The organism is Alloactinosynnema sp. L-07 (assembly GCF_900070365.1).
Taxonomy (GTDB): domain Bacteria; phylum Actinomycetota; class Actinomycetes; order Mycobacteriales; family Pseudonocardiaceae; genus Actinokineospora.
Genome location: NZ_LN850107.1, coordinates 4,767,124 through 4,784,032, shown reverse-complemented (window position 1 = coordinate 4,784,032; position 16,909 = coordinate 4,767,124). Strand labels below are relative to the sequence as shown.

The window sequence follows — 16,909 nt, the reverse complement described above, 5'->3', positions numbered from 1 at the left end:
CGATGGAGATCCGTGGCGGCTTCGTCGACACCGGCGGCTTCAAGGTCCACTACCAGGAGGCGGGCGACGGGAAACCGTTGGTGCTGCTGCACGGCGGCGGACCCGGCGCGTCGGGGTCGAGCAACTTCGGCGCCAACCTCCCCGTGTTCGCCGAGCGGTTCCGCACGATCGTGGTCGACCAGCCCGGCTACGGGAAGTCCGACAAACCCGAGGTCCAAGGCCAGTACTTCACCTTCAGCGCCGACGCGCTTCTGTCCACACTGGACGAACTGGGTGTCGAGAAGGCTGACCTGGTCGGCAATTCGCTCGGCGGCGGCACCGCTGTCCGGTTCGCCCTGCGCCATCCCGACCGCGCGGGCAGGCTCGTGCTGATGGCGCCCGGCGGCCTCGGTCTTAACGTCTTCGCGCCCGACCCGACTGAGGGTGTTCAGCGGCTGGCGCGGTTCGGGTCCGCGCCGACCAGGGAGAACCTGGCCGATTTCCTGCGCACGCTCGTCTATGACCGGTCCCTCGTCACTGACGAGTTGGTCGAGGAGCGGTTCGCCGCGGCGGCCGACCCGGCGGCGCTCAAGGCCATGGCGTCGATGGGCGCGTCGTTCATGCGGCCGGACACCTTCGAGGAGGGCATGCTCTGGCGCGAGGCGCACCGCCTGCGGCAGCGCGTCCTGCTGGTGTGGGGCCGCGAGGACCGGGTCAACCCGCTCGACGGCGCACTCGTCGCCCTGAAACTCATTCCGCGCGCGCAGCTGCACGTCTTCGGCCGCTGTGGACACTGGGCGCAGCTGGAGAAGTTCGCCGAGTTCAACCGGCTCGTGCTCGACTTCCTGACCGACGGAGGCAGCTGATGGGCATCCGATCCCTGGCGTATCTGCGCGTCGAGGCCACGGACATGCCCGCGTGGCGCGAGTACGGGCTCAAGGTGCTGGGCATGGTCGAGGGCAAAGGCGTCGTGCCGGACGCGCTCTACCTGCGGATGGACGACTTCCCCGCCCGGCTGGTGATCGTTCCGGGCGAGTCCGACCGGCTCGCCGCCTCGGGCTGGGAGTCGGCCAACGCGGCTGAACTGGACGAAGTGCGGACGAACCTGGCCGCGGCGGGCGTCGCCTTCAAGGAAGCGACCGCCGAGGACCTCGCCGACCGGCGGGTCGCCGAGCTGATCCGCTTCGACGACCCCTCCGGCAACACCCTGGAGGTCTTCCACGGCGCCGCGCTGGAGCATCGCCGGGTGGTCAGTCCCTACGGGCACCGTTTCGTCACCGGGGAACAGGGTCTCGGGCACGTCGTTCTATCCACAAAGGACGATGAGGCCGCTTTGACATTCTACCGCGACGTCCTCGGTTTCCGGCTGCGCGACTCGATGCGCCTGCCGCCGCAGCTCGTCGGCAGGCCCGCCGACGGGCCGCCCGCGTGGCTGCGGTTCTTCGGCTGCAACCCGCGCCACCACAGCCTCGCGTTCCTGCCCATGCCCACGCCCAGCGGCATCGTGCACCTGATGGTCGAGGTGGAGAACTCTGACGACGTCGGCCTGTGCCTCGACCGCGCGCAGCGCCGCAAGGTGCCGATGTCGGCGACGCTGGGCAGGCACGTCAACGACCTGATGCTGTCCTTCTACATGAAGACCCCCGGTGGCTTCGACGTCGAGTTCGGCTGTGAGGGCAGGCAGGTCGACGACGCCGACTGGATCGCCAGGGAGAGCACCGCGGTCAGCCTGTGGGGCCACGACTTCGGCGTCGGCATGCGATGACCGCCGCCATGGTCGACCCCAGGACGTTCCGCACCGCGCTCGGCCACTTCTGCACGGGCGTGACCGTGGTGACGGCGGTCGACGGCGGCGAGCCGGTCGGGTTCGCCTGCCAGTCCTTCGCCGCGCTGTCGCTGGACCCGCCGCTGGTGCTGTTCTGTCCCGGCAAACAGTCCCGCGCGTGGCCCGCGATCGAGCGGGCGGGCCGCTTCTGCGTCAACGTGCTCACCCACGCCCAGCGCGACCTGAGCACGGTGTTCGGCACCGCGGGCGCCGACAAGTTCGCCTGCGTGCCATGGCGGCCCGCGCCTTCGGGGTCGCCCGTGTTCGATGACGTGCTGGTGTGGGTGGACTGCGCCATCGAGGCCGTGCACGACGCGGGCGACCACTACGTCGTGGTCGGCCGCGTGACGACGCTCAGCGAACCGTGCGACGAGCGGCCCCTGCTGTTCTACCGCGGCCGCTACTCGGTCACCGAGGCCCCGGAGACCACGCCGGGCGTGCTGGAGACGCTGATCACCTGGTCGCGGGACGACGACTGGATGTGAGCCAAAAGGGGACTGCACCGACCCGAACAGGTGCGCCCCGCCGTGTGCCCGCTTGAAGAACAGGTGCGCGTCGTGTTCCCAGGTGATCGCGATCCCGCCGTGCAGCTGGATCATCTCCGCCGCGGCGGCCTGGAACGCCTCCGTGCAGTGCACCCGCGCGACCGCCGCCAGCTCCGGCGACTCGGCCGCCGCCTCGGCGATCGCGGCGGCGGTCTCGACGAGCACGTGCAGGTCGGCCACGCGGTGTTTCAGGGCTTGGAACGAGCCGATCGGCCTGCCGAACTGGACCCGCTTCATGCTGTAGGCGACGGTCAGCTCCAGACACCGCGCCGCCGCTCCCGCCTGTTCCGCGGCCAGGAGCAGGCACGCCACGTCCTTGGTCCGCTGGAGCGCCGCCGTGGCGTCCGCGCCGATCCGCCTGCCGGGGCCGTCGACGGTGACGGTCGCGAACCTGCGGGTCGGGTCCAGGGTCGGGGTCGGGGTTGCGGCGGTCGGGGTCACCTCGAACAGGCCGGTACCGTCGTCGGTTCTCGCCGCGACGAGCACGGTGTCGGCGATGTCACCATCGAGTACGTAATGTGCCGTTCCGGTCACGTTGTGACGTTTCGCCACGCACGAAGGCCGCGCCGGATCCCACGCGCCGTCCGCCCCGGTCCACGCCAGCGCGGCGACCCTGCACTCGGCGATCGCGGGCAGCAGCCGGGCCGCGGCGTCCTCGTCCCCGGTCGCCAGCACCGCGTGCGCGGCCACGGTCGAGCCCAGCAGCGGCGCCGGGGTCAGCGTGCGGCCGAGTTCGCCCAGTACGACGGCGGTTTCCGCGACGCTCGCGCCGACTCCACCGAAGCGCTCCGGCACGCTCAGCCCGGCCACCCCGATCTCGTCGCACAGCCTGCGCCACAGGCTCTCGTCGTACCCGCGGGCCGAGACCATCGCGGCTCGGACCGCGGCACTGTCGGACACTCGCGACAGCAGCAGTCGGACGGTTTCGCGCAGCGCGGTCCGCTCATCGGTCACCCAGCTAGTCACCAAACAATCGCTTGGTTGACTAGCTGGACCGCTGCGGTTCGTGTGGGCTCGTTCGATAGTGTCGTGTGTTCACGGGAACGCCACATTCGAGGAGTGCCGGGTCATCGAAGAGGGTCAGCTCGTCGCGGATCGCTACCGCCTGCTGGAGACCATCGGCAGCGGCGCCATGGGCGTCGTCTGGCGGGCCAAGGATGAGCGCCTCGGGCGGATCATCGCGGTCAAGCACCTGCACGTCCGCACCGGCCTGAGTGAGGCGCAGACCGACGAGGCGCGCAGGCGCGCGATGCGCGAGGCACGCATCGCCGCGCGGCTGCAGCACCGCAACGCCATCGCCATGCTCGACGTCGCCGAGCAGGACGGCGACCCCTTCCTGATCATGGAGTTCTTGGCCTCGAAGAGCCTGTCGGCGGTGCTGGCCGAGCGCGGCACGCTGCCGCCGGACCAGGTCGCCGCCATCGGCTCCCAGGTCGCCGCCGCCCTCGCCGCCGCGCACGCGGCCGGGATCGTGCACCGCGACGTCAAGCCCGGCAACATCCTGCTCGCCGACGAGGGCACGGTGAAGATCACCGACTTCGGCATCTCCCGCGCGCTCGGCGACGCCACGATCACCGAGACCGGGATGCTCGCGGGCACCCCGGCCTACCTGGCACCGGAGATCGCCCGCGGCAAGGACCCCAGCCACGCCTCGGACGTGTTCTCCTTGGGCGCCACGCTCTATCACGCCATCGAGGGCTCGCCGCCGTTCGGCCTGAACCCGAATCCGCTGGCCCTGCTGCACGCCGTGGCCAAAGGCCACGTCGACCCGCCGCGCAACGGCGGATCGCTGACGCCGACCCTGATGTCGCTCTTGCGGTCCGAGCCCGCGCACCGGCCCACCATGGCCGAGGCCGCCACCACGCTGGCCGCGCCGACCGCGCCGCTGCCCATGGCCGACCCGGACACCGTCGACCTGCGCGACTCCCGGCTGCCCGAGCTGCGCATGTCCGATCTGCACGCCCGTACCGCGGTCGGTGTGCGCTCGCTGGACCCGCGAACGCCCCAGCGCCCGGTCGGCGTCCGGACCGGACCGCGACCTGACCCGCGGGGTTCCTTCGTTCCCGTCGAGGCCACCGCGCCCGTCCGGCGGGTGCCGACCGATCGCCCGGCGCCGCCGCCGCGCCGCGGGGTGCCGGTGCTGGTCTGGATCCTCGCCGCCGTCTTGGTCCTCGGCGGCGTGGTCACGTTCATCGTGGTCAATTCCGACAAGGGTGGGGCCGGGACCGTAGCCACGCAGTCGTCGACCACCCCGCCGACCACGGTGTCGACGACGGTCGCCCAGGCGGAGAAGGTCACCAACTACTCCGCCGCCGGGCAGAAGGTCATCGACTACTTCGGCGACGCGACGCCCGACGCGCGCTGGGAGATGCTCGGCCCCAACGGCAAGGCCGCCTTCGCCGACCGCGCCGCCTTCGACGCCTACTGGGCCAAGTTCCAGTACGTCAGCTCCCGGCAGGCGCGGGTGACCGGCGAGAACCCCGACGGATCGGTGATGGTCAGCGTCGAGGTCACCGGCAAGGCGTCCTCCGGGGACGACGTCCGCAAGCGCACCGTGAAGGTCATCCTGGTGGGCGGCCAGTACTTCATCGACTCCGACTCAAAGTGATCGCGGGCTGAGCACTCCGACCGCATCCGCTCGACCAGCACCAACGCCCCGCCCGCGTACTGCGCTCCGAGCGCGGCGACCACCCAGTGATGCCAGCCACCACCCCGGCAGCCCTGCGGAGCGCCGCGGCCCGCTTCGGCGCGTGTGAGGCCGACACGCGACCTCCTCCAAAGCAAGTGCTTGGTAGGCTACTCTGGCCGACGTAGGCAAGAGTGGAGGTGCTCATGGACTTCCGAATGGCTGCCCGCCAGTGGTTGGCCGACAACCTGGCGGGCGAGTTCAAGCATCTGCGCGGACTCGGCGGCCCCGGTCGCGAGCACGAGGCGTTCGACGAACGGCTGGCCTGGGACCGGCACCTCACCTAGCAGCCAGCATCCCTGAGAGGACCGACATGCGAGAGACCAGCGGCAGGCGCGCGGAACTGCTGGCCCTGGCCGCCGAGATGTTCGCCGAACGCGGCTTCCGGGCCACCACGGTCCGCGACATCGCCGACCGCGCGGGCATCCTGTCCGGCAGCCTCTACCACCACTTCGACTCCAAGGAGTCCATGGTGGACGAGATCCTGACCGGCTTCCTCGACGCGCTCTTCGGTCGCTACGAGGAGATCGTGGCCCTCGGCGCCGGGCCGCGCGAGACCCTGGAGGCCGTGGTCGTGGCGTCCTTCGATGCGATCGACCGCAGGCACTCCGACGTCGCGATCTACCAGAACGAAGCGTCGTATCTGGCCCAGTTCGAGCGCTTCGGCTACATCGAGGAGCGCAATGTCCAGTTCCACAAGATGTGGTCGACCATCCTCAGCGACGGCGTCCGTAACAGCGTGTTTCGCTCGGACCTCGACGTCGAGGTCGCCTACCGCTTCCTGCGCGACACCGTCTGGGTCGCCGTCCGCTGGTACACCCCGGGCGGCGCGCTGACCTACCAGGACATCGCCCGCCAGTACCTCGGCATCCTGCTCGACGGGATCGCCACCAGCCCTAAGGAGTAGCCCATGGCCTACGTGATCGATGCCCTGCGCACCCCGACCGCTCGCCGCGGCGGCGCGCTCAGCACCGTGCACCCGATGGACCTGGGCGCGCACGTGCTGCGGGCGCTGCTCGGCCGGGTCGACGTCGACCCCGCCGCGGTGGACGACGTGATCTTCGGGTGTGTCGACACGATCGGCCCGCAGGCAGGCGACATCGCGCGGCTGTCGTGGCTGGCCGCCGGGCTGCCCGACGAGGTGCCGGGGGTGACCGTCGACCGGCAGTGCGGGTCGAGCCAGCAGGCGCTGCACTTCGCCGCGCAGGCCGTGCTCAGCGGCACCGCCGACCTCGTGGTCGCAGGCGGGGTGCAGAGCATGAGCCAGATCCCCATCGGCTCGGCGATGACCGTCGGACAGCAGTTCGGCTTCCCGACCCCCATGTCCGGTTCCTCCGGGTGGGACGCCCGCTACGGCGCCGAGGAGGTCGACCAGTTCCGCGCGGCCGACCTGATCGCCGAGAAGTGGGCGATCAGCCGCGACGACCTGGAGGAATTCGCGCTGACCAGCCACCAGCGCGCGGCCGCTGCCATCGACGCGGGCCGGTTCGACCGCGAGATAGTCCCGGTCGGCGAGTTCGGCGTCGATGAGGGCCCGCGCCGCGACACGTCCCTGGCGAAGATGGCCGGGCTCAAGCCGCTGCGCGAGGGCGGGATCACCACCGCCGCCATGGCCAGCCAGATCTCCGACGCGGCGAGCGCGGTGCTGATCGCCTCCGAACGCGCCGTCGAGATCCATGGCCTGACGCCGCGTGCCCGCATCCACCATCTCTCGGCGCGCGGCGACGACCCCGTGTTCATGCTGACCGCGCCGATCCGCGCGACCCGATTCGCGCTGGACCGGGCCGGGATGTCGCTGGACCAGATCGACTTGTTCGAGGTCAATGAGGCCTTCGCGAGCGTGCCGCTGGCCTGGCTACGCGACCTGGGCGCCGACCCGGCCAAGCTCAACGTCAACGGCGGCGGCATCGCCCTCGGCCACCCGATCGGCGCGACCGGGACCAAGCTGTTCACCACGCTGCTGCACGAGCTGGAGCGCACCGGCGGGCGGTTCGGACTGCAAACCATGTGCGAGGGCGGTGGCCAAGCTAACGTGACGATCGTCGAACGGCTCGGCTGATTGCGGTAACCCGCGCGCAGTGGCAGCGTTGAACGTTCGGAAGCTGGAGGACCGCACATGGCGCTCATGCCCGTCACCGACTCGATGTTCCTGCTCGGCGAGTCGCGCGAACACCCATTGCACGTCGGCGGCCTGCAGCTGTTCGAGCGGCCTGAGGGCGCGGGCCCCGACTTCGTGAGCGACCTGCACAAGCGGCTGCTCGAAGAGGTCGACATCCGATCGCTGTTCCGGCGCAGGCCGCGCGGCCCGGTCGGCAGCGTCGGCCCGCTGCGCTGGGCCGCCGACGACGACATCGACCTCGAATACCACGTCCGGCTCTCCGCGCTGCCGACCCCGGGGCGCGTGCGTGAGCTGCTGGAACTGGTGTCCCGGCTGCACGGCTCGCTGCTCGACCGGCACCGCCCGCTGTGGGAGGCGCACCTGATCGAGGGCCTCGCCGACAACCGGTTCGCCGTCTATACCAAGGTCCACCACGCGCTGGTCGACGGCGTGTCCGCGCTGCGGCTGCTGCAGAAGTCGCTGTCGGAGGACCCGGCCGAGCGCGACATGCGCCCACCGTGGTCGCCGCGGATGCGCACCGACGCCGCCGAGGCACCGCGCAGGGACGGCCCGCCGCTGGCCGGGATCGCGAACGCGGTCAACGCGGTGCGCGACGTCATCGGGCTGGCGCCCGCGGTGGTCCGGTATGTGAACCAGGTCTTCCAGGAGCAGTCGGCCACGCTGCCGTTCGAGGCGCCGAAGTCGATGTTCAACGTGCCGATCACCGGTGCGCGCCGGTTCGCCGCCCAGGGCTGGCCGATGGAGCGCGTCCGCGCCGTCGGTGTCGCCGCGGGCGCGACCGTCAACGACGTCATGCTGGCCATGTGCGCGGGCGCGCTGCGCGAGTACATGATCGAACTGGGTCAGCTGCCGGACAAGCCGCTGGTCGCCGCCGTCCCGATCTCGCTGCGCGCCGACGGCGACTCGGCGGGCGGCAACGCGATCGGCCTGATCCTGACGACGCTGGCCACCGACGTCGACGACCCGGTCGACCGCCTGGCCGCGATCACCGAGTCGATGCGCCGCGGCAAGGAGTTCTACAGCGGCATGAGTCAGCTGCAGATCACCGCGCTCAGCGCCATCCCGTTCGCCCCGCTCGCGGTGGCCCTGCTGCCGGGCGCGCAGAAGATCACCCCGCCCGCCTTCAACCTGCTGATCTCCAATGTCCCCGGCCCGAAGAACGCGCTGTACTGGAACGGCGCGAAGATGCAGGGCGTGTACCCGGTGTCGATTCCTTACGAGGGTCAGGCGCTCAACATCACGGTGACCAGCTACAACGGCAGCCTCGAATTCGGCCTCACCGGCTGCCGCCGCTCCGTGCCGCACCTCCAGCGCCTGCTCACGCACCTGGAGACCACCTTGGCGGCCATGGAGAAACAGCTCGGATAGTCGGTGCCCGGCCCTAGCATGATCTCCATGTGGAGATCATGGGCTTGGTCCGTCCTGTTCCTTGTCGCGTCGTGCTCGTCCACCGTCACGGCGACTCCCATTCCTTCCACACCGATCGTGGAGACGGCGGGCCCGGGGATCTACCGCGTCCCGGACGACCGCCCGATGCTGTGCGACACCATCAGCTACGCCGCGCTCAAGGACTTGCAGGGCGAGCCGAACGGCAAGCCGGAGATCACCAAGACCGGCTCCGACCCGGCGACGGTCAGCGGTGTGCGCTGCGCCCAGCAGCTCGACGGCGGGCTGATCTCCACCCACATCAGCTTCTGGACCAAGGTCGAGACCGCCCGCTCGCAGTACGACCACCACCGCGACGACGTCGACAAGGAGGAAGGCAAGATGACGGAGCGGCCCGGCATCGGCACTCAGGCGTACGCGCTGGAACACAAGCTGGGCGGGCCGACATCGCCGATCCTGCAGATGCAGGTCCAGGACAGCAACGCCTTCCTCAAGCTCAGGCTGATCACCGACAAGCCGACCGAGTACACCCCTGACGAGATCAACGCGCTGTTCGATGCCATGGGCGCCTTCGCCAAGGACGTGCTCGCGGAATTACCGAAGGCATAGGCGCTGTCCTGCGAGTCCGTGGCCTGCCGGGTCTCCCCGACGGCATCGACGACCAGCTCGCGCCGAGCAGTTGGCGGGTGGGTTGTGCGGGCCGATACACGAGATGTTCTGGTTGCCGAACGCATCGATCTGGTTGGCGCCCATCACCACATGTCGCCGTATTCGAGGTAGAGGGCGGCAAACTCTCCCTCGCCGACGGCTGGCGGCACGGCCCGGCGGTCGACAGGGGCGCCCGCTGGGAGCCCGCCGAACTGGGACCGGTGGTCGCTGATCTCTTGGCCAAGACCCCGCCGCCGGGGTCTAGCTGTCCGACGCTTCGGGATGGTAGGCGTCGTCGGGGTTCGGCCAGTACTTCACGCACATGAGCATGATGGCGATCAGGATCCCGGTCGGCGGCAGTCCTTCATGGACCCGCGCCTTGCCCTCTGCTCCCGAGTTGTAGACAAACACAGCGAGCGCGACCAGCGGCGCCACCATGCCGAAGGTGACCACCTTGATGGCGAGTTTGTACTCGCACAGGCCAACGCATCGCCCTGGGTAGCGGTGCCCGCAGGTTTTGCTCGCCTTCGACAGCGTCCGGGGAAGCTGTCGGTGGGAGGGGAGTTGCTCAAATAGACGCACCACAGAACTGGCACCTGCTTCGGTCAGGCTTGCCGCGCGCACGAGGGGACTCACTGTACCCACTGCGGTCCACGCGGTTGTTGCTGAGTTCCTGTGACTAGAGGCGTTCCAGGATTGTCGCGGTGGCGAGGGCGCCGCCCGCGGCGTGTTGAACTCGGTCCCTTCGATCAGGACTGCCACGCGCACGAAGGGACTCATCGCACCCCCGCACGTAGTCCGGGTAGTTGACACCACAGGAGGCCCTGTAACAGGCTGGCGATCGCGCGGGTGCTTGGAGTATGCGGCGAGGTGTCGGTGCGGCTCCGTACCTTGACACTGTGTCCGTAGAACAGGTATCCACGGCGCTCCACGCGGTACTTGCACGACTCTTCGAGGCGCGCGAGTCCATGAGGTCGGCAGCAGCTTTCCTCGACGAAGCGGCGCAGGCCGCAAGCTCGACGATGGTGGGAACCCGTGATCCGCATGCCAGCGACGTAGCTGCGAACATTGATCGGGCGGAGCGGGATCTGATCCGCTCCGAGCAGACCGTTCAGAGGGCTGAGGTTGGCATCCGGTCCTATCTCGCGGACATCGGCGCGGTGCCTGTGCCGGCGCTCCGGTCACTGTCGCGGCCGCCCGAGCCTCAGTCAAGCCAGAGACCGAACCGCTCGGCGTGGCGAATCGGCACGGCGACCGCTACCCCGAAGGGGCTCTGCCCTATTCCGACGACCTGCCACCCCGCGTGAGAGCACGCAGGCGGAACGCGCCGATGACCGGCCATGTCGAGATCGCCGGGCGATCCTATGGCACGCTGACAGCAACGACCCAGGATCCGTGGACCCGGGACGCGGTGCAACGAGTGAAACTGCTGGGCTTCTCGTTCGCCGAGATGCGGCTGGCGAATCACGTGGAGATGAAGGCGGTGATGATCATGATTCAGAACGGCGCGGACGAGTGTCGTGTGATCATCAACCATGCGTCCTGCGGGTCGGAACCTGGGGCGGCAGGAGGATGTGACTCGTTCCTCCCGCACTTCATCCCGGCAGGAAGCGCACTGACCGTGATGGGAACCGACGCGAACGGCGGCCCATTCACTCGCGTCTACCGGGGGAGGGCAGGCTGATGATTCTCGACGCCGCGTACCTGCATGTCGATCGGATACCCGTTGAGTCGGATCTGGTGGCGCAGTTGCGTTCACTGCAGGCCGAGGGTGTCGAGATCCCGTGTGCCTGGAGCCTGACTTCCGGTCCTGATGATCCCGGTTCCCCAGGGCGCGTCACGCTGGACTTCGGACTCAACGGCGACGTGGGAATGGTTCAGTGGATTGACGCTGATCGACACCTTGTCCCGGCTATGGGAAGCAATCCGCGGTGGTCGGTCTACTACTTGGGCGGGACGTACGACACTCCCGTGCCGCCGTACGCGGAAGTGTCGCTTGAGACGGTCTGCTCCGTTGTCGCTGAGTTCCTGCGAACTCGTGTCCTGCCGACGGTGGTCGAATGGCAGGAAGCTGCTCCCATCGAGTCGATGTTCGATTCGATCTTGGACTAGATTCTCGCGAATCCCCGCTGATCAGAGGCGTTCCAGGATTGTGGCGGTGGCGAGGGCACCGCCCGCGCACATGGTGACCAGGGCGGTGCTCTCGTCCCGGCGTTCCAGTTCGTGCAGGGCGGTGGTGATCAGGCGGGTGCCGGTGCTGCCGACGGGGTGGCCCAGGGCGATGGCACCGCCGTTGACGTTTACCAGGTCCAGGTCCGGCGAGTGCACGCGCGCCCAGGACAGCACCACCGACGCGAACGCCTCGTTGACCTCGAACAAGTCCAGGTCCCCGATCTTCATCCCGCTGCGCTCCAGTACTCGCGCGGTCGCCTGGACTGGGCCGTCGAGGTGAAAGTACGGGTCCGAGCCCACGAGGCACTGCGCGACGATCCGGGCCCGTGGGCGCAGGCCGAGCGCACGGGCGCGGTCGAGGTCCATCACCAGCACCGCCGACGCGCCGTCGGAGATCTGGGATGAGGTTCCGGCTGTGTGGACGCCGCCGTCCAGTACCGGCTTGAGTGCGGCGAGGCCGTCGAGGGTCGTGTCCCGCAGGCCGCTGTCCCGGTCGAACGATCCGACCGGCACGATCTCGCGGGCGAACCTCCCGGAATCCCAAGCCTGACAAGCCAATTCCTGCGACCGCAGGCCGAAAGTGTCCACTTCGGACCGGGTCAGGCCCCGATTGGTCGCGATCCGTTCGGCGGCGACGAACTGGTTGGGCAGGTCGATCGACCACGACGCGGGCCGGGGCGAGGCGTCGCCGACGTTCGCGCGCAGGGGGACGCGGCTCATCGCCTCCACGCCGCACGCGACGCCGACGTCGATGGCGCCCGCGGCGATCAGGCCCGCGACCAGGTGGGTCGACTGCTGGGCCGAGCCGCACTGGGCGTCGACGGTCATGCAGCCGGTCGGGTAGGGCAGGCCCGCGTGCAGCCAAGCCGTGCGGGTGACGTTGTTGGACTGCTCGCCAGCCTGCGTCACACACCCGCCGATCACCTGCTCGACCAGCGCCGGATCGATCCCCGCGCGCTCGACCAGCCCGCGCTGGGCGGCGCCCAGGATCTCGGCGGCGTGCAGGTGGGACAGGGCCCCGCCGCGCTTGCCGATGGGGGTTCGTACGGCTTCGACGATCACCGGATTGCCCACGCGTAACTCCTTCGGTCAGGTTCAAACTAGAACACGTTCTCAATCTAATCAAGATCGTCCGCTAGTCGATCTTGCAGCGACGCTTCCAAAAGTTAACACCGTATGCTGAAATCAGTTTTAGAACCCGTTACAGCTTGGGAGGCAGCGTGGCCGAGATCCCCGCCGGTTTCGACTTCACCGACCCCGACCTCTACGCCGAACGGATCCCGGTCGCGGAGTTCGCCGAACTGCGCCGCACCGCCGGGGTCTGGTGGAACGCCCAGCCGCACAACGCCGCGGGCTTCGGCGACGACGGCTACTGGGTGGTCAGCAGGCACGCCGACGTCAAGGAGGTCTCGCGCAACAGTGAGGTCTTCTCCAGCTGGGAGAACACCGCGATCATCCGTTTCGGCCCGGACATGGAGCGGGAGAAGATCGACCTGCAGCGGCACATCTTGATCAACATCGACCCGCCGCACCACACCAAGCTGCGCGGCATCGTCTCCCGAGGGTTCACGCCGAAGTCCGTCAACAGCCTGCGCGACGCGCTGGCCTGCCGCGCGGCGCGCATCGTGCACTCGGCGATCGAGGGCGGCACCGGCGACTTCGTCACCGACGTCGCGTGCGAGCTGCCCCTGCAGGCCATCGCCGAACTGCTCGGCATCCCCCAGGAAGACCGCCACCGCGTCTTCGAGTGGTCGAACCAGATGATCGCCTATGACGATCCCGAGTACTCGGTCGAGCCGGAGAAGGCGTCGGTCGAGCTGCTGGGGTACTCGTGGAACCTGGCTGAGGAACGCAAGCGGTGCCCGGCCGACGACATCGTCACCAAGCTGGTCAACGCCGACATCGACGGCGGCAACCTGGGGTCCGACGAATTCGGGTTCTTCGTGCTGCTGCTGGCGGTGGCGGGCAACGAGACCACCCGTAACGCGATCACGCACGGCATGCACGCGTTCCTGGAGAACCCCGAGCAGTGGGAGCTCTACAAGGCCGAACGGCCCGCGGGCACCGCCGACGAGATCGTCCGGTGGTCGACGCCGGTGGTCTCCTTCCAGCGCACCGCCACCCGCGACACCGAACTCGGCGGCGCGGAGATCAAGAAGGGGCAGCGCGTCGGCCTGTTCTACAGCTCGGCCAACTTCGACGCCGAGGTGTTCGACGCGCCGGAGAAGTTCGACATCACCCGGGACCCCAACCCGCACTTGGGTTTCGGCGGCACGGGAGCCCACTACTGCGTTGGCGCGAACCTCGCCCGGCTGGAGATCGACCTGATGTTCAACGCCATCGCCGACCACATGCCCGACATCCGCAAGGTCGCCGAGCCGCGCAGGCTGCGGTCGAGCTGGCTCAACGGCATCAAGGAGTTCCAGGTCGCCTATCGCTGAGGCCTTTCCCGGCCCACAACCCACATCGCGAAGAACTGGGACCCGCCGCCGTAGGCGTGTCCCAGTGCTTTGCGGACGCCGTCGACCTGGTGGTCCTCCGCCCGGCCCATCACCTGACGGGCCGCCTCGGCGAACCGCAGCATCCCGGACGCGCCGATCGGGTTGGAGGACAGCACCCCGCCGGACGGGTTCACCGGCAGCCGTCCGCCCATCCCGGTCTCGCCCGCCTCGGTGAGCTTCCAACCCGCGCCCTCCTCGGCGAAGCCCAGGTTCTCCAGCCACATCGGCTCGAACCAGGAGAACGGCACGTAGATCTCGGCGGCGTCGATCTCGGTCAGCGGGTCGGCGATTCCCGCGTCCCGCCAGAGGGCCGCCGCCGCGTCCCGGCCCGCCTGGGGGTTGACCTGGTCGCGGCCGGCGTAGGTGGTGGGTTCGGTGCGCATGGCGGTGGCGTGGATCCAGGCCGAGTCGGCGCGTGCGGTGCTCTCGTCGCCCAGGACGATCGCGCACGCGCCGTCGGAGGACGGGCAGGTCTCGTCGTAGCGGATGGGGTCCCAGAGCATCGTGGACGCCTGGACCGACTCCAGCGTGATGTCCGGCTGACGCAGGTGGGCGTACTGATTTCGGGCGCCGTTCTGCCGGTCCTTCACCGCGACCATCGCCCCGACGTGGTCCGGAGCCCCGGACCGGCGCAGGTATGAGCGGACGTGCGGAGCGAAGTAACCGCCCGCGCCCGCCCCGACCGGCATCGTGAAGGGCGGCGCGATCGACAGCGCCCACATGGCGTTCGACTCGGACTGCTTCTCGAAGGCCACCGCCAGTACCCGGCGGTGCACCCCGGCATGGATCAGACTGGCCGCGACGTTGGCCGTGGAGCCGCCGACCGAGCCCGCCGTATGCACCCTGAGCAGCGGTTTTCCGGTGGCGCCCAGGGCGTCGGCGAGGAACAGCTCCGGCATCATCACACCCTCGAACAGGTCAGGGGCCTTGCCGACGACCACCGCGTCGATCCCGTCCCAGTCGACGTCGGCGTCGGCCAGCGCGCGGTCGATCGCCTCCCGGCACAGGCCCGCCATGGACACGTCGAGCCGCTTGGCCCGGTGGTGGGTCTGGCCGACACCGAGGACGGCGGCGGGGTGCTTCATCGGCCCTCCATGACGCAGACGAGGTTCTGCTGCAACGCCGGTCCGCTGGTCGCGTGTGCCAGCACCCGGCCGTGGGAGCCGTCGAACACCCGGCGGGCGGCCTCCCCGATCCGGGCGAGGCCCGCGGCGAACATCGGGTTTCCCGCCAGCGCCCCACCGGACGGGTTGACGGTCACCTCGGCACCGAGTCCGAGCGCTTTGCTCAGCAGGATTTGCTGATGGGTGAACGGCGCGTGCAGTTCGGCTAGCTCGACACCGTCTGTGCCCGCCGCGCGGGCCGAGGCCACAGTGGACGGTGATGTGGTCAGATCGCGGGCACCCAGGCTGCCGGAGTCGATCCGGTGTTCGATCCCGGTGATCCACGCCGGCCGCGCGCACACCTCACGGGCGCGACCCTCCGACGCCAGGATCACCGCGCACGCGCCGTCGGTGATCGGGGCGCAGTCGTGGCGGCGCAAGGGATTGGCGATGTAGGGCTGAGCGAGCAACTCGTCCAGGTCGCCGCCGACCACCTCGGCCATCGCCTGCTCCGACCACCGGCCTGCGTCGATCCCCAGCCTTGCCTGCAAGGCGGCGACGGTGACCGAGTCCGGCCAGAGCGGCGCGACGGTGTACGGGTCCAGTTGCAGCGCCAGCGTCCGGCGCAGGTCGCCCGCCGAGGACTTGCCGAAGCCGTAGACCAGCGCGGTGTCGACCTCGCCGGTCCGGATCTTCAGCCAGGCCTCGTAGAGCGCCCACGCGGCGTCCATCTCGACATGGGATTCGACGATCGGCGGCACCGCCCCGATCGCGTCCACCGCGGCGATGAACGAGAACGCCCGCGCGGCCAGGTAGTCCGACGAGCCCGAACACCAGAATCCGATGTCCTCTTTGGATAGTCCGGTCGCCGCGAACAGCTCGGCGAACACGGGGACGAGCATCTCGACCCCGTTGGTGGTCCCCAGGGTCCGCCGCACGTTCGGTGCCTGGGCGAACCCGACGACGGCCACGTTCATAGGTGCCCCGCGTAGGTCTCGTAGGCGGCGTCCGGTTCCCCGGTAGGGGTGAAGTGATCGATGTTCTCCAGCGTCGTGCTCCACTCGGCCTTGGGTTTCCAGACCGCCCGCACCCGCATGCCCATCCGTACGTCCTTCGCCTCGCAGCCAAGGACCAGGTGCAGAAAGGCGATGTCGGCGCCGTCGAGCAGCACGTAGGCGGCGACGTAGGGCGGCTGGATCCGCTGGCCCTGGAAGGGGACGTTGACGACGCAGAACGTGGTGACCGTGCCGATGTCGGGCAGTTCGACCTCCTCGACGGTCGGAACCCCGTCGACCGGGCACGCGCCGCGCGGCGGAATGTAGATCTTGCGACAGCGCGGACACCGCTGCCCCAGCAGCCGCCCCTCGGCCAGCCCGCGCAGATACCGGCTCTCCTCGGGCGACACCGAGTGGACGACGTCCAGCGACACCGGCGTCGTCACCATCGTCACTTCGGCAGGAGGCGCGAGAGGTGTCGATCTCTCCGGTGCGGTCACCGGTTCAAAACACTCGATGTCGCGAATGCCGCCCGCAGGTTCAGCGGCCCAGCGGATCCGCACGCGCAGGCCCGTGACCAGCTCATCCTCACCCGCGTCGACGGCGTGCAGCATCGGGGTGTCGGCGCCGTCGAGCCGGACCATCGCCCAGCCGAACGGGCGGTCGAACGGCTGGCCCGCCAGAGGGGCGCTCATCCAGGTCCATGTCACCACGGTGCCCTCGGTGCCGACCTCGACGAACTCCGTCAGCTTCGCGGCGGTCACCGGGTCGTACTCGAGCGGCGGCACGTGCACGCGCCCGTCCGAGCCGCGGATCCCGACCACGCGCCGCGCGCGGAGTTCGGTCATGAAGCGGCCTAGAACGGGTCCCAGGGAACGCGTGTAGTCGAACCCCACTCGCAGCGGGGTACTCAGCGGCGCGGTCACCCATTGAGTGAAACACGTTCTAGT

17 protein-coding genes and 2 pseudogenes are annotated in these 16,909 nt (G+C 69.4%); 13 read left to right on the top strand and 6 right to left on the bottom strand.

What is annotated here, in order from left to right; all coding sequences use genetic code 11:
* Nucleotides 1-2: 2 nt before the first annotated feature.
* The 3 genes from hsaD to hsaB are packed head-to-tail and all read left to right on the top strand — an operon-like array spanning nt 3 to nt 2,289.
* On the top strand, nt 3-845 hold the full coding sequence (gene hsaD, locus BN1701_RS21315) for a 4,5:9,10-diseco-3-hydroxy-5,9,17-trioxoandrosta-1(10),2-diene-4-oate hydrolase (protein ID WP_054051549.1): 843 nt from the start codon (nt 3-5) through the stop codon (nt 843-845).
* Entirely contained in the window at nt 845-1,744 is a 900-nt protein-coding gene (gene hsaC / locus BN1701_RS21310) for an iron-dependent extradiol dioxygenase HsaC (protein ID WP_054051548.1), read from the top strand. The genes hsaD and hsaC overlap by 1 nt, the downstream gene beginning before the upstream one ends.
* Complete coding sequence (hsaB, locus tag BN1701_RS21305) at nt 1,741-2,289, top strand: 3-hydroxy-9,10-secoandrosta-1,3,5(10)-triene-9,17-dione monooxygenase reductase subunit (protein ID WP_054051547.1); 549 nt, start codon at nt 1,741-1,743, stop codon at nt 2,287-2,289. The genes hsaC and hsaB overlap by 4 nt, the downstream gene beginning before the upstream one ends.
* Before the next feature lie 21 nt (nt 2,290-2,310).
* On the opposite strand, the pseudogene BN1701_RS34505 reads toward hsaB, so the two are convergent.
* Nucleotides 2,311-3,315 (bottom strand): annotated as a pseudogene (locus BN1701_RS34505) (acyl-CoA dehydrogenase family protein); the annotation flags it as partial.
* Between the two features lie 58 nt (nt 3,316-3,373).
* On the opposite strand from BN1701_RS34505, the gene BN1701_RS36925 reads away from it, so the two are divergent.
* The 6 genes and pseudogenes from BN1701_RS36925 to BN1701_RS21275 all read left to right on the top strand — a co-directional run bounded on the left by BN1701_RS36925 (nt 3,374) and on the right by BN1701_RS21275 (nt 9,149).
* Complete coding sequence (locus BN1701_RS36925; protein WP_067520833.1) at nt 3,374-4,957, top strand: serine/threonine-protein kinase; 1,584 nt, start codon at nt 3,374-3,376, stop codon at nt 4,955-4,957.
* Between the two features lie 224 nt (nt 4,958-5,181).
* Nucleotides 5,182-5,316: pseudogene (locus tag BN1701_RS35880) on the top strand (acyl-CoA dehydrogenase); the annotation flags it as partial.
* Nucleotides 5,317-5,348: 32 nt separating this feature from the next.
* A complete protein-coding gene (locus tag BN1701_RS21290) occupies nt 5,349-5,942 on the top strand; it encodes a TetR/AcrR family transcriptional regulator (RefSeq protein WP_054051544.1) in 594 nt (197 codons plus the stop codon).
* A gap of 3 nt (nt 5,943-5,945) precedes the next feature.
* Nucleotides 5,946-7,094 (top strand): acetyl-CoA C-acetyltransferase, encoded by a 1,149-nt coding sequence (locus BN1701_RS21285; RefSeq protein ID WP_054051541.1) that lies wholly within the window; start codon nt 5,946-5,948, stop codon nt 7,092-7,094.
* A gap of 57 nt (nt 7,095-7,151) precedes the next feature.
* The gene (locus BN1701_RS21280) at nt 7,152-8,522 is read left to right on the top strand and encodes a wax ester/triacylglycerol synthase family O-acyltransferase (protein ID WP_082859970.1); all 1,371 of its coding nucleotides are present in this window, start codon (nt 7,152-7,154) and stop codon (nt 8,520-8,522) included.
* Nucleotides 8,523-8,639: 117 nt separating this feature from the next.
* Nucleotides 8,640-9,149 (top strand): hypothetical protein, encoded by a 510-nt coding sequence (locus tag BN1701_RS21275; protein ID WP_157368144.1) that lies wholly within the window; start codon nt 8,640-8,642, stop codon nt 9,147-9,149.
* 300 nt (nt 9,150-9,449) lie between these two features.
* Here the strand turns inward: BN1701_RS21275 and BN1701_RS35870 are convergent, their stop codons facing one another.
* Entirely contained in the window at nt 9,450-9,812 is a 363-nt protein-coding gene (locus BN1701_RS35870; RefSeq protein WP_157368143.1) for a hypothetical protein, read from the bottom strand.
* 275 nt (nt 9,813-10,087) lie between these two features.
* On the opposite strand from BN1701_RS35870, the gene BN1701_RS35865 reads away from it, so the two are divergent.
* From BN1701_RS35865 to BN1701_RS21260, 3 genes are read left to right on the top strand one after another with little or no spacing between them, the layout of a single operon-like run.
* Nucleotides 10,088-10,495: a hypothetical protein gene (locus BN1701_RS35865; protein ID WP_157368142.1), complete on the top strand. Its 408-nt coding sequence runs from the start codon at nt 10,088-10,090 to the stop codon at nt 10,493-10,495.
* 23 nt (nt 10,496-10,518) lie between these two features.
* A complete protein-coding gene (locus BN1701_RS21265) occupies nt 10,519-10,872 on the top strand; it encodes a DddA-like double-stranded DNA deaminase toxin (RefSeq protein WP_054051536.1) in 354 nt (117 codons plus the stop codon).
* The gene (locus BN1701_RS21260; RefSeq protein WP_054051533.1) at nt 10,872-11,300 is read left to right on the top strand and encodes an Imm1 family immunity protein; all 429 of its coding nucleotides are present in this window, start codon (nt 10,872-10,874) and stop codon (nt 11,298-11,300) included. The genes BN1701_RS21265 and BN1701_RS21260 overlap by 1 nt, the downstream gene beginning before the upstream one ends.
* A gap of 21 nt (nt 11,301-11,321) precedes the next feature.
* Here BN1701_RS21260 and BN1701_RS21255 read toward each other — a convergent pair whose 3' ends face one another.
* A complete protein-coding gene (locus BN1701_RS21255; protein WP_054051531.1) occupies nt 11,322-12,434 on the bottom strand; it encodes a steroid 3-ketoacyl-CoA thiolase in 1,113 nt (370 codons plus the stop codon).
* 146 nt (nt 12,435-12,580) lie between these two features.
* Here BN1701_RS21255 and BN1701_RS21250 point away from each other — a divergent pair, with 146 nt between their 5' ends.
* Nucleotides 12,581-13,801 carry a cytochrome P450 gene (locus tag BN1701_RS21250; RefSeq protein ID WP_231949669.1) on the top strand — a complete coding sequence of 407 codons (1,221 nt, stop codon included), beginning with the start codon at nt 12,581-12,583 and terminating at the stop codon, nt 13,799-13,801.
* Here BN1701_RS21250 and BN1701_RS21245 read toward each other — a convergent pair.
* From BN1701_RS21245 to BN1701_RS21235, 3 genes are read right to left on the bottom strand one after another with little or no spacing between them, the layout of a single operon-like run.
* Entirely contained in the window at nt 13,792-14,946 is a 1,155-nt protein-coding gene (locus BN1701_RS21245; protein ID WP_054051526.1) for a thiolase domain-containing protein, read from the bottom strand. The genes BN1701_RS21250 and BN1701_RS21245 overlap by 10 nt on opposite strands.
* A complete protein-coding gene (locus tag BN1701_RS21240; RefSeq protein WP_054051524.1) occupies nt 14,943-15,941 on the bottom strand; it encodes a thiolase domain-containing protein in 999 nt (332 codons plus the stop codon). Before BN1701_RS21240 ends, BN1701_RS21245 begins: the two co-directional genes overlap by 4 nt.
* A complete protein-coding gene (locus BN1701_RS21235; protein ID WP_054051522.1) occupies nt 15,938-16,885 on the bottom strand; it encodes a Zn-ribbon domain-containing OB-fold protein in 948 nt (315 codons plus the stop codon). Before BN1701_RS21235 ends, BN1701_RS21240 begins: the two co-directional genes overlap by 4 nt.
* Nucleotides 16,886-16,909 lie beyond the last annotated feature (24 nt).